The following is an 11,480-nucleotide window of genomic DNA, read 5'->3' on the forward strand; positions in this document are numbered from 1 at the left end:
AGCCCACCCCGCGGTGATCTCTCCCTGGGCCCGAGCTGACCGAGCTCCCGAAGAGACCGAGGCCCGCGGGGCGAGCTGGCGCCGCGACGAGCACGGAGACTGGCACGCAGCCGCCCAGAGGAACCTCTTCAACCGCATGCTCGGCCAGCTCTACCACTGCCTCCAGCACCGCAAACCGTTCGACGAACACACTGCTTCCCCGTCGACCTCGCCGCTGCAGCTTGACACGCTAAGTGCCTGAGGTGTCTTTCCCGGACTCGCCGCAGCCCTGTGCTGCTACAAACGACTCGTCCGCCTCACCACGTAGGACACGGTCTTAACGCGATGTACCTCTCCGCGCTCCCCAGCCTGAAGAGCTGTCCGGCTTCCAAGGCGTTCCACGCGCGCAAGCGCGCCGAAGGGAAGGGACATAAGCAGGCGCTGCTGGCGCTCGCGCGCCGCCGCCTGAACGTCCTGTGGGCAATGATCCGCGACGGAGCGTGCTACCAAGCCACACCAGCCGCCACGGCAGTGGCTTGACATCAGCATTGGGAAGCTCCTATCCACACCCACGCATGTGATGCCCGCGGGGGACTGGGAGGGCGAACATGGGTCACAGACCGGCGAGCGTCAAGGCGGTCGCGGTGACGGATCGTGCGACGGTGGCCGCGAAGTCCGTGCTGTGGTCCTGGTCGTGGAGGGTGTCGCCCGGGGTGTGGTACTGCCGGGTGCCTTTCCCGGGCGCGCCGTCGGGCGTGGAGAACAGATCTTCGGAGACGGCGACGGCCGCCCACCCCCGCTCGTGGAAGCTCGCATGGTCGCTGCGCCCCACCGCCGGGTCGTCGGCACCAGTGACCTGCTGGACCGTCACCTCGGGGTCGATGACCGGGACGGTACGCGCGACACGGCCTCCCAGTGCGTCGGACGCGCTCACGACCGGGCCCGGCACCGAGGAGCCGCTGTGGATCTCGACGGTGGGCGTGCTCCCCTGCTGCCGGCCCGCGATCATGTCCATCTGGAAGACACCGGCGATGCGGTCGCCCGCCGCAGCGGCGGCTCGTGCGTAGAACTTGCTCCCAGCCAACGCCTGTTCCTCGGCATTGAAGAGTACGAAGCGTACGTTCCGGGTCGGCGCGCCACCGTCTTCGAGCAGCGCCTTCAGACACTCGGCCGCAGCCAGGACGCCCGAGGTGCCGCTCCCGTCGTCGTCGGCGCCCGGCGCCGGGTCCACGGCCGGGTCGTACAGGCGCGGCTCGCCGTCCGCGTCGAAGAACTCACCATTGGCCGCGGTGGAATCCAGATGCGCGGTGATGAGCACGGTGGAGTCGGCGCCGGTGACACGGTGCTCGGCCTCCACATTGAACAGCTGACGTCCGCGCCACCGGAAGGGGTGCAGTCGGACCGTCAGCCCGAGGTCCTGGAACCGGCGCGCCAGCGCCTCGACGACCCGTCCGTTGTCCTCGGCCGATGCGTCGCGGCTGCGGACCTTCAGTGATCCGCCCGCCACCAGCGGCTCGATCCCGGAGATGCGGGCCACGTGCCCGCGGAGCACGTCGGGGGTCACGGCCGCACGGACCGCGGCGATCGTCCGGGGGGAGGGGAGACCGTCACCGGCCATCGCGGTGAGGCCTGCAGGCCGCACCTCGCCGCGCGGGGCAAGGAGGGCCGGGTCAGGCAGCAGCCGTTCGGTATGTCCGGGCTTCGCGCCGGGTAGGTGCACGTCCTCGACCGGGGTACCGGCAGGCGCGGCGAGATAGACACCGCCCGGTGCGGGCCCCAGCGAAGCGACCGGCGGCGTCGCCGTTCCCGCCAGCTCATCGGCGACGAAGCCGAAGACGGCCGTGGCGCGCAGCGACGCTTCGGCCGCGTAGCGGGTGGCGGACGGGGTGTCCGCGAAGGCGTCGGCAACCTGGAGCGGACGGTTGTCGCGGACGAGGAAGGCCGCCGTGTCCTCCACGTGTCCGCGCATGTCCACGGTGAAACCGGCCCGTTCGAGTGTTTGGGCGCCGCGCGTGGTGGCCATGGCGAGTACGAGCCGCTCGGAGGCGACATGCACCGGAACGACCTCGCCCTTGTTCGCGACCGCCTCCAGCCCGGGCAGTTCCTGACCTTCCGGCAGCTCAATCCGTGTCCAGAAGGCGGGACGGTTCTCCATGGCCGCGAGGGTGAACACGGGATGGGCCGCGGTGCGCATCCCCGCTTCCCGGGCGAACGCGCGCTCCTGAGATTCCTCCCCCACAAAGACGCACTCGTCGGCATCGACGGCTCCCACCCCCGCACCCGCCGCGCTCGCGACCGCCTCGTCGAAGAGCCGTCGGCTGTTCTTCGAACCCCAGTGCACGAGACCGTCGTCCGGAAAACGGCCGGGGAAGGCCTCGTGAAGCGCCGCCGCAGCCGAGGCGGCCGTGCCTTCGCTCGTCCCGGGGTTGGAGATGATGCCCTTGGGCACCTCACGCAAGGAGTCGAGCACAGCGACGACGCCCGGCCGGGGCAGTAGCGTCAGCGAGCCGTCGGCCTCGAGCCCGCCATCCGCCAGGGTCGCCTCGATGTCGAAGAAGAGCACGGGCATCTCAGTTCCTCCGCGACCCGGGAGCCCGGAGGGCCCCTGTGGCCCCGCGCCGCGGCCCGCGACCGTGCACGCCGCTTCGAGAACAGGCTCCCGATGACTCCATCCTCGGCCCGCAGTTGCGTTCCCGCATCCCCGGGCGTAAGGGCGATGCCGTTCAACGTCGCACAGTTGAACGGGATACGGGTTGCCCGGTGCTCCGAACCGCCCGGTTGCCGCCTGTACACCGGGGTGTGACGTTTGAAGGGAGCATATGCGAACGGTGGGAACGGCACGGGGTGGGACAGCATCCGCGAGGGGCGCAGCAAGGGGTCATAGTCATGTCGCATCTGGAAAGATTCCGCTATCACTTCACCGACGACCCGCAGGCGGGCGGCGCGCCTCCGGGGCCCGAATCGGTTCGCGGGGTGAGAGCCCCAGAGGGCGCTGAGCCCCGGGGCTTCAACTCGGCCGAGTCCGCCGCACGGTTCTACCTGGCCGAGAAGCTCGCGCAGGAGGAGGCGCCGGCGCTGCGTGAGGCCGTTCGGGAGGACCGGCCCGAGCGGGTACCCGATCTCGCACTGAGCACGGAGCGCCACCAGGCAGGCACCGGCACCACTCTGGTCCGCTTCGAGCAGACCCAGCAGGAAATCCCCATCTTCGGCGCCGAGGTGCTGGTCGAGATAGACGAGGACCAGCGGCTGGTCTCGATGGACGGCAAGCTCGGCGCGGTGACCGGGGTCGGCTCCGTGCCGGAACTGTCGGGCACGGAGGCCGTGGAGCGGATCAAGGCGGCGACCGGGAGCACGATCAGCGCCGAGGAGCTGCCACCGCCGACGCTGGCGTACGTCAGCCGGGACGACCACTGGCACCTGGCCTGGCACGTGCGTGAAGTCCCGGCCCAACTGCCGGAGAACCGCCGTGAGGAAGGCCACCGCGGCCATGGCCTCGGGTCGTCGCCGCGCGACGCCTTCCCGCTCACCGGCTACCTCGTCGACGCGTACTCTGGCGAGATACTCAAGTCATACGGGATGGCCCCCACGATCACCGTGCCCACCCGGTTGGAGGGCGAGGACGAGGTCAGTGTCCGTCACCGGATGCAGGGCAGTCGGCAGGACGGCTCGTACCTGCTCCACGACAAGTGGCGGCAGATCGCCACCTACGACCTGGACTTCGCCGACATCGACACCGCCCGGCCGCCGGCCTCGGCGATCGGCTCGCCGCAGGCGGACTTCGGCGACGGCCACCGGGCCGGGGTCTCGGCGCATGTCAACGCCGAGCGGGTGGAGAGGTTCTACCGCGACCAGCTGTACCGAAACGGCATCGACGACGCCGACATGGACCTGATCTCCATGGTCAACTGCACCTACCACGAGCACGGGCCGGGACCCGAGTGGTTCAACGCCGTCTGGTTCAAGAGGCGGATGTGGTACGGCCAGGTGTCCGACGGGACCCGCCTGGTCAGCCTGGCCCGGCATTTCGACGTCATCGCCCACGAGATGACCCACGGGGTGATCGAGACCTCCAGCGATCTGGTCTACCAGGACCAGTCCGGCGCCCTGAACGAGTCGCTGGCGGACACGATGGGCGTCATCATCGCCAACTGGTACCAGGCACCGGACCGCGAGGACGTACGCACGTGGAACTGGGAGATCGGGGCCGGGCTGGGCCGCGGCGGGCTGCCGCTGCGCGACATGAGCGATCCCGTCCGGACCGGCGATCCCGACCACATGCGCGACTATCTGCGCACGACGCGCGACAGCGGCGGGGTGCACACCAACAGCAACATCCACAACAAGGCGATGTTCCACCTGCTCACCTCAGTGGACACGGCGGGCAAGCCGGTCCTCAAGGTCGAGGAGTGGGCGCTGCTGATCTATCTCGCCCTGGTGCGACTGCTGAGAGAGTCGGAGTTCGAGGACATGCACCGGGCGCTGCGGGACGTCGCCAGCACGTACCTCTCCGGCAACGCCCCGCTGCGGACCGCCGCGCAGACGGCGATCGACGAGGCGTATCAGAAGGTGGACATCGCCTGAGTGTCCCGGGTGGACCGGAGTCGCGAGCGGACGGCGGGGCCCGGTCCTGGAGGGGCCCGGTCCCGCACCGCGGGATACGGAGGGCCCAGGGCAGAGACCATTCCCGGTTCGCGTCCGGCTTACACCAACCTGCTGCCCGGCAGCCTTCGTAGGCTCCTGAGGTCGGCCAGGGGCGCTCGCCCGATGTTTCCTGGGGGGGCAGGGGGCTGACCGCCCTTGGAGGTCCGCCCAGCGGATGGCCGCAGCGTACAGGGCATCAGGTAGCCGTGCCCATGCTGCGGAAGTGACGGACACTCATGCCGGCAGCCGGTCCCTGGGTTCGGCCATGCCGTCTGTGAGGGACAGGTGTACGCGGCGCCCTGGTAGGCACTGATCAACCCGCCGCCGCGCCGCCTCGGCCAACCGAGCCCCCACGGGACGAATTCTCAACGCGGTGTCGTCGCGGTCCTGCGAGGACAGTGCCACGGTTGTAGGGCCGGGCCGAAGAAACGCCGACCTCGCCAGCGCCGGATCCAGCCTTGGTGCAGCCCGGTCAGGACAGTCCTCTGCGGCCCGGCACTGGTCCGAGACGCGACGGGACGCCCCGGCGCTCGACTTGGGCTGCTTCTGGGCCAGTACGCCGTGTGCCCTGTACGAGAAGCCACCACTCAGGAACTGACGGTCCCTCACGAAGTCAGCACGGAGTCAGAAGCGTCTGACCAAAGCCGCCCACAGCTGATCGCACCCACGAATCACCGCACCCACGCGAGAGCAGCGCTTGACCTGGGAAAACGGCCGTCAGCCCGGCAGCTCACAGGCATGTACCTTGACACCACAAAGAACATCAGTCCCGTGTCCGTCTGGCCATCGCCTCCCAGAAGCGTTCTAAGCGACCATCTCATTTGGCGAGTCTGCGGTAGCAGATGAGGGTGCAGGCGATGCTGGTGAAGGCCAGGAAGTGGTCGCCGCCGGCGGAGCAGGTGGGCTCGACAGCGGCGCGCCCGGGTTCCGGCCGCGCCGCTGTCGAGCTGTGGTCAGCCCTCGGGGGAGCCCCCGGGTCAGTGGAGCTTGTTGACGGCGGTCTTCGTCGTGGTGCGGAAGGCGGTCAGCGGGGCGTCCTCGAGGTCGCCCATCTGGCCCCAGCGGACGAGGGTGACGGTGCGGCCGTCGCGGCCGACGGAGAACAGGTGGATGTCGGAGATGCCGATCTGCGGGTCGGCGGTGTCCAGGCTGTAGACCCAGGCGCCCTCCTCGACGGCGAGCTTGCCGTGGGAGGCGCTGACGGCCTGCAGGCCCGGGTTCTGCTGCTCCAGCAGGGGGCCGCAGGCGGCGAGGGCCCCGCGGAGGGTGTCGACCAGCTTCACGGCGTCGGCCTCGGTACGGGCGACGGTGGTGACCTGGACGCCGTTGGTGTCGAGCTCGGTGCTGAACTCGCGGTAGCGGGTGTTCTGCGCCGGGATCTTGTACGGGGCGCAGAGGACGCCGCCGTTCTCCGGGACGCCGGTGAAGACCTGGGTGGCGGTCCACGGTGTCGACGACGGCGGCATCTGGGAGGCGGCGAGGAAGGCGGGCTGGGCAGCGGCCTGCGCCGGGGCTGTGGCGAGGGCCGCGAGGCCCAGTGCGGCAGCGGCTGCGGTGGCGAGTGCGGTGCGGAGCTTGTTCATGGTGGCGGATCCCCCGTCGGGTCGTTCGTTCGGTCAGTGCTCAACCAGCGTGGGGCCGGCGCCCGCCGGCTGCAACGATCACGCGCCCACCAGCCGTCCCGGAACCATTCCACCCCCGCTGACGTGCAAGGACGTGAAGGATGGGACGCAGGGTCGAGGGGGATGGAATGCCGAAGGACGCCGCCGTCGAGGAGTTCGCGGGGCTCGTGCGCGCGCTGAAGGCGCGGGACGGGAGGAGTTACGAGGCGCTGGGCCGGCGGCTGAGCGTCAGCGCGTCCACCCTCCACCGCTACTGCTCGGGCGCGACCGTCCCGGAGAAGTTCGCCGTGGTCGACCGCCTCGCCCTGCTGTGCGGGGCGGACGAGGAGGAACGGCGGGCCCTGGAGGCGGCCTGGACGGAGGCGGACCGCGCCCGCCGCCGAGCGGCCTCGCCCGCGCCCACGCCTGTGCCGGCAGTGTCGGCCGCGCCGGAATCGAACCCGGAACCGTCCGCGCCGGAACCGGGCCCCGGCCCCGCGCCGGACCCGACCGCGCCGGACCCGACCGCGCCGGAGGCCCCCCGCGCCCGCCCCCGTCGTGGCGCCCCCGCTCCCCTCCTCGTCGCCGCTGCCGTCGCCCTCGTCGTGCTCGCCCTCGCCGCCGCCCTGCTCGGCCACCCCACCCGTACGGCTTCCGCCCCCGCTCCCGCTTCCACCGCTCCGGGGCGGACCGCGGCCCCCCTCCCCTTCACCTGGAGCATCGGTTCCCAGCTCTGGGAGGGCGGCTGCGGGCACACCTACCTCGTGGACCGGGCCCCCCGCGCGGTCGCCCCGCCGCCGGTCGCGGCCGACTCCGGGGCGTGGGCCGGGACGCACGGTGCCGTGCACGGCGGGGAGGCGCTGGTGCGGATCACGGTCCAGGGCCGGTCGCCGTCCGACGCCGTCGTCCTCCATGCCCTGCACGTGCGCGTGGTCGACCGCGCCGCGCCGCTGCCGTGGAACGCGTACCGGATGGACAACGGCTGTGGCGGCGCCGTCACCCCGCGCCACTTCGCCGTGGACCTCGACCGGCCGCGCCCGCTCGCGAGGCCCGTCGACGGCCTTGACGCCTCCGGCGCCGAGGTCCGGAAGATCCCGGCCGTCTCCTTCCCGTACAAGGTCACCTCCTCCGACCCCGAGGAGCTGCTGGTCTCCGCGCGGACGGCGGGCTGCGACTGCCGCTGGTACCTGGAGCTGGAGTGGAGCGCCGGGGGCCGTACGGGGACGGTGCGGATCACGGACGGCGGGAAGCCGTTCCGCACGAGCGGGACCAGGGGGAGGCCGGCGTACGTGCACGACTCCGCCGAAGGGCGCTGGATCACGGACTCGGACTCTGGACAGACCGGGTGACCGATGAGTAACTTCGACCGACATAGGCTGAGCAAGCGCTTAGAGACCATCTCACTTGGCGAGTCTGCGGTAGCAGATGAGGGTGCAGGCGATGCTGGTGAAGGCCAGGAAGTGGTCGGCTTTGCGCTCGTAGCGGCGGTGGAGGCGGCGTCATCCAGCGAGCCATGCCATCGTGCGTTCCACGGTCCAGCGGTGGCGGCCCAGGCGTTGTGAGGACTCAACTCCCTTGCGGGAGATGCGGTGGGTAATGCCTCGCCCGCGTAACCATCGTCGCAGGTGGTTGTAGTCGTAGCCCTTGTCGGCGTGGAGCTTGCCAGGCTTGCGCCGCCGTCGGCCACGGCGCGAGCGGATCGGCGGGATGCCCTTCACGAGAGGGATCAGGGCCTGGCTGTCATGCAGGTTGGCCCCGGAGATTCCGACGGAGATGGGCAGACCGGAGCGTTCCGTGATCAGGTGGGTCTTCGAGCCGTACTTGCCCCGGTCGACAGGATTCGGACCTGTCAGGTCCCCCTTTTCAGGGCTCGCATGTTCACCGAGTCGATCGCGCACCGCGACCAGTCCAGCTCGCCACGAGCCCCGAGTTCGTCGAGGACCAGGCGGTGGAGCTTGGCCCACACCCTGGCCTTCGACCACTCCGAGAACCGCCGGTGGGCCGTCGCCCCGGACGGGCCGAACGACGCGGAAGGCAACTGCTGCCAGGCGCAGCCCGACGTGGCCACGAACACGATCGCGGCCAGCACCTCCCGGTCACCGTGCCGCCGCCGGCCACCACCTTGCGGCCGCGACGGCGCCTCCGGCACCACCCGCTGGAACAACTCCCACAGCTCGTCCGGCACCAGCCGCTCAACGATCCCCACCATGACCCACAGAATACCGGTGTAGCCAAATGAGATGGTCTCTGAGGCGTGTTTGAGATGTGGTCACGATGCCTGCCGTATCAGGGCGAGTTGGATGGTGGCTTCGTAGCGGACGGCGAGCTCGTCGTAGCGCGTCGCGATGCCCCGGGCCTGCTTCAACAGGCTGATCCGGTTCTCAACCTTGTGTCTGGTCTTGTATTTCTCGCGGTCGAAGACGGGCGGACGGCCTCCGGACGAACCCCGGCGAAGGCGGAGTCGCACCTGGTCCCGCTTCTCCGGGATGGTGTGCGGGATCTGCCTCCGTCGCAGGTACTCGCGGATCTCGCGGGAGGAGTAGGCCCGACGCGAAGATCGCCGCCCTGCAGCAGCGGCAGGCCGAAACCGAGCGCGGCCGACGCAGCCGGCCGCAGCCGCCGGAGTGGGTCGTCGAACTCGGCATCGGCACCGGCCGCCCGCCCCTCCAGGTCCATGCCGGCGGCTGCTACATGGCAGGCAAGCGGTGCCGGCCTGTCGGCCGCGACGAAGCCCGCCGCCTCATCGCCGACGGCCTGCGGACGTGCACGCATTGCCGGCCCGACGCACAGCTGGACATCATCGACTTATCCGACGGCAGCACCCACGCACCGATCCTCACGCCGCCTGAAGGACACGGCCGATGAACACCACTCCCCCACCCCCGGTCAACGAACCCGACCCGTCCGCGCTCGTCTGCCTGGGCAGCCAGGTCGGTCCCTGCGCCATGTGCCAGCGCAAGACCCACAAGTACGGCCGCGGCGGCAGCCCTCTCTGTCAGTGGTGCATGGCCCCCTTCATGCAGGCATGGGGCACCACCGTCCGGCACACCAGCACCCGCACCTAGACCACTCACACACGGTCGGCGCCGGCAGGGCAGGCAGGTCGCGCCGTCAGTTCTCCGACGGGATGCGCGCGGCGATCTCCTTCGACAACCCGTCCGCCTCGGCCGCGACCGGGCCACCCTCCAGTGCGACGTGCCGCAGCACCGTGAGCAGGGGGTGGTCCTCCCCCAGCGTCAGCAGAGGAAGCCGCTCCTCGTCGTACTCCACCGGCGCGAAAACGATCTCGTCAAGGTCAAGGTGCGCGTAGTCGTCCATGACCGGCACAGCACGCCCAGCCTCAGCCCGGTCACGCACCTTCCGCACATACGTGCAGCCCTTGCCGTGGTGGGGGCACCGGGGCAAGGGCTGCGACGAAGGGCGTGGTCGTGAAGGGCGGTCGCCTACGCGGCGAAAGGCTCTGCAGGGCTTCAGCCGAACGATCGTCCCTGCAGGCTATGAGTGAGGCCCGGGGACACTGTCCCCTCCACAACCACGCCCTCTACAACCCACCCACACCGCCCAGCATTCCCACCCCGAGCCGGGCAGGACGCGGGCTCCCGCCCCGGCTCGGGGGACACAGGGCAGGAACCCACTTCACATTCTTCTCTCGAGGCCGGGTCGGACGCATCAAGCGCTGCGTGGTCTGCGGCCCGCGGTCTTCTTCGCCGCCGTCTTCTTCGACGCGGTCGTCTTCTGCGTGGTCTTGCCGGCCGGGGTCTTCTTCGCTGTCTTCTTGGCCGTTGTCTTCTTCGGCAGGTCGTGGACGTCCGCGTCGCCCGTCTCGCCGCGGGCGGCCTTCGCCTTGCTCACCGACTCCGTCAACGCCGCCGTCAGATCCAGCACCTTCCCCGGCTCCTCCGCCTGTGGAACCGCTGGAAGCGCGGCTTGTCGCCCTGCTTGGCCTCGATGACCTGTGCCAGGGCGTCGGTGTAGGTGTCACGGCACTCCTCGCCCTCCAGGTCCTCACGGGACATGGTGTCCATCAGCGCCAGCGCACCGTCGATCTCCTCCTGCGAAATCTCCACCGGCGGCGGCAGCAGTTCGGCAGGGTCGCGGATGTCGTCCGGCCACCGCATCGCATGCCGGACGATCACGTCGTCGCGCACCCGCAGCAGCCCCAGCCGCTCACGGCCCGACCACGCGTACTTGGCGACCGCGACCTTCGCCGACCTTGCCAAGGCCTGGCGCAGCAGCTTGTACGGCTTCGCCGCCACCTGCCCGGAGGGTTGGAGGTAGTAGCCCTCGCCGATCCGGAGCGGGTCACCGACTCCAGCGGCACGAACGCCTCGATCTCGATCGACTTCGCCGTCGGCAGCGGCAGCTCCCGCAGCTCCTCATCACTGATCGGGATGACCTGCGTCTTCGTCAGCTCGTAGCCCTTGCCGATCTCCCCCTGGCCCACCTCACGGTCCTCCAGCTCACACACCTTCCGCGTCCGGATCCGCCCCCCCGTCCTCAAGGTGGTACTGGTGGAAACGGATGCTGTGGTCCTCCGTCGCACTGACCACATTGATCGGCACCGTCACGAGACCAAAACTGATGGCACCGGACCAGATCGTTCGGGGCATGGCAGACCTCCGCAGTAGCCCCGAGCACCACGAGACTATGAGCGGCCCACGCACCCCGCATGTGGCAGCGGCGCCCCTACGACGGGCTGGGGAGCGGTGGCCGGGCCGCGTACGTTCCAGCCGTCCGAGAGCCGGAAGACGCTGCCGTGCCACGGGCAGGTGACACAGCCGTCGGCGACGGTGCCCTCGGACAGCGGCCCCGCGAGGTGGCTGCACCGCTCGGCCAGCGCGTGGACGGTGCCGCCGGACTCGCGCACCACCAGGACCGGAACGTCGTCCACGGCGCGCCGCACGGCCCGGCCGGCCGGGAACTCGGCCACGGCTCCGCTGCCGATCGGTACCTGCACCATCAGCGGATGCACCGGATGGCCCAGCCAGCGGCCGTGCAGCGCGTCCCGGCCGGGGGCCGCGGCAGGGACCGTATCCCTGCCCGCAACGTGTCGATCAACGAGTCGGCCCTCGGGTACCGTTCCAGCCGGTCCAGCAGGCACAGGGCCCGGTTCTGCCGCAGTCGGCGGCGACGAGGGAGGTCGGTCATGCGCGACCACGTCCCCGTCCGCCCGAACGGCAAACAGCAGCGGGGGGGGGGCCGACCTGCCGAAACCCCGCGCCCGGCCAGCCGGACGGCCGCGGCGGGCAGTACCCGCCC

9 protein-coding genes and 4 pseudogenes are annotated in these 11,480 nt (G+C 70.5%); 6 read left to right on the forward strand and 7 right to left on the reverse strand.

The genetic code is table 11. The features are described 5' to 3' along the window. Positions 1 to 79 precede the first annotated feature (79 nt). Positions 80 to 241: pseudogene (locus ACFWJX_RS22330) on the forward strand (IS110 family transposase); the annotation flags it as partial. A gap of 83 nt (positions 242 to 324) precedes the next feature. Then, complete coding sequence (locus ACFWJX_RS22335; protein ID WP_383245872.1) at positions 325 to 519, forward strand: hypothetical protein; 195 nt, start codon at positions 325 to 327, stop codon at positions 517 to 519. A gap of 73 nt (positions 520 to 592) precedes the next feature. Here the strand turns inward: ACFWJX_RS22335 and ACFWJX_RS22340 are convergent, their stop codons facing one another. Continuing rightward, positions 593 to 2,548 carry a M28 family metallopeptidase gene (locus ACFWJX_RS22340; RefSeq protein WP_383245875.1) on the reverse strand — a complete coding sequence of 652 codons (1,956 nt, stop codon included), beginning with the start codon at positions 2,546 to 2,548 and terminating at the stop codon, positions 593 to 595. Between the two features lie 317 nt (positions 2,549 to 2,865). Here ACFWJX_RS22340 and ACFWJX_RS22345 point away from each other — a divergent pair, with 317 nt between their 5' ends. Then, a complete protein-coding gene (locus ACFWJX_RS22345) occupies positions 2,866 to 4,560 on the forward strand; it encodes a M4 family metallopeptidase (protein WP_383245878.1) in 1,695 nt (564 codons plus the stop codon). 1,037 nt (positions 4,561 to 5,597) lie between these two features. On the opposite strand, the gene ACFWJX_RS22350 is transcribed toward ACFWJX_RS22345, so the two are convergent. Beyond that, the gene (locus tag ACFWJX_RS22350) at positions 5,598 to 6,203 is read right to left on the reverse strand and encodes a hypothetical protein (protein WP_383245880.1); all 606 of its coding nucleotides are present in this window, start codon (positions 6,201 to 6,203) and stop codon (positions 5,598 to 5,600) included. Positions 6,204 to 6,370: 167 nt separating this feature from the next. On the opposite strand from ACFWJX_RS22350, the gene ACFWJX_RS22355 reads away from it, so the two are divergent. Beyond that, the gene (locus ACFWJX_RS22355; RefSeq protein ID WP_383246389.1) at positions 6,371 to 7,570 is read left to right on the forward strand and encodes a helix-turn-helix domain-containing protein; all 1,200 of its coding nucleotides are present in this window, start codon (positions 6,371 to 6,373) and stop codon (positions 7,568 to 7,570) included. A 51-nt stretch (positions 7,571 to 7,621) separates the two neighbouring features. On the opposite strand, the pseudogene ACFWJX_RS22360 reads toward ACFWJX_RS22355, so the two are convergent. Further along, positions 7,622 to 8,430, reverse strand: a pseudogene (locus tag ACFWJX_RS22360) (IS5 family transposase). A 60-nt stretch (positions 8,431 to 8,490) separates the two neighbouring features. Further along, positions 8,491 to 8,688 carry a hypothetical protein gene (locus ACFWJX_RS22365; RefSeq protein WP_383245883.1) on the reverse strand — a complete coding sequence of 66 codons (198 nt, stop codon included), beginning with the start codon at positions 8,686 to 8,688 and terminating at the stop codon, positions 8,491 to 8,493. Between the two features lie 98 nt (positions 8,689 to 8,786). Between ACFWJX_RS22365 and ACFWJX_RS22370 the strand changes: the two genes are divergently transcribed. Both ACFWJX_RS22370 and ACFWJX_RS22375 read left to right on the forward strand, forming a co-directional pair. Then, entirely contained in the window at positions 8,787 to 9,086 is a 300-nt protein-coding gene (locus ACFWJX_RS22370; RefSeq protein ID WP_383246392.1) for a DUF6233 domain-containing protein, read from the forward strand. Next, entirely contained in the window at positions 9,083 to 9,286 is a 204-nt protein-coding gene (locus ACFWJX_RS22375) for a hypothetical protein (protein WP_383245886.1), read from the forward strand. The genes ACFWJX_RS22370 and ACFWJX_RS22375 overlap by 4 nt, the downstream gene beginning before the upstream one ends. 46 nt (positions 9,287 to 9,332) lie before the next feature. On the opposite strand, the gene ACFWJX_RS22380 is transcribed toward ACFWJX_RS22375, so the two are convergent. The 3 genes and pseudogenes from ACFWJX_RS22380 to ACFWJX_RS22390 form a co-directional block, all read right to left on the reverse strand. Further along, positions 9,333 to 9,539, reverse strand: coding sequence for a DUF6417 family protein (locus ACFWJX_RS22380; protein WP_383245888.1), 207 nt, complete (start codon positions 9,537 to 9,539; stop codon positions 9,333 to 9,335). Between the two features lie 351 nt (positions 9,540 to 9,890). Next, positions 9,891 to 10,831, reverse strand: a pseudogene (locus ACFWJX_RS22385) (Ku protein). 35 nt (positions 10,832 to 10,866) lie between these two features. Beyond that, positions 10,867 to 11,369, reverse strand: a pseudogene (locus ACFWJX_RS22390) (Rieske (2Fe-2S) protein). Positions 11,370 to 11,480: the final 111 nt, after the last annotated feature.

The sequence above is a fragment of the Streptomyces sp. NPDC058335 genome, assembly GCF_042723915.1.
GTDB lineage: Bacteria > Actinomycetota > Actinomycetes > Streptomycetales > Streptomycetaceae > Streptomyces.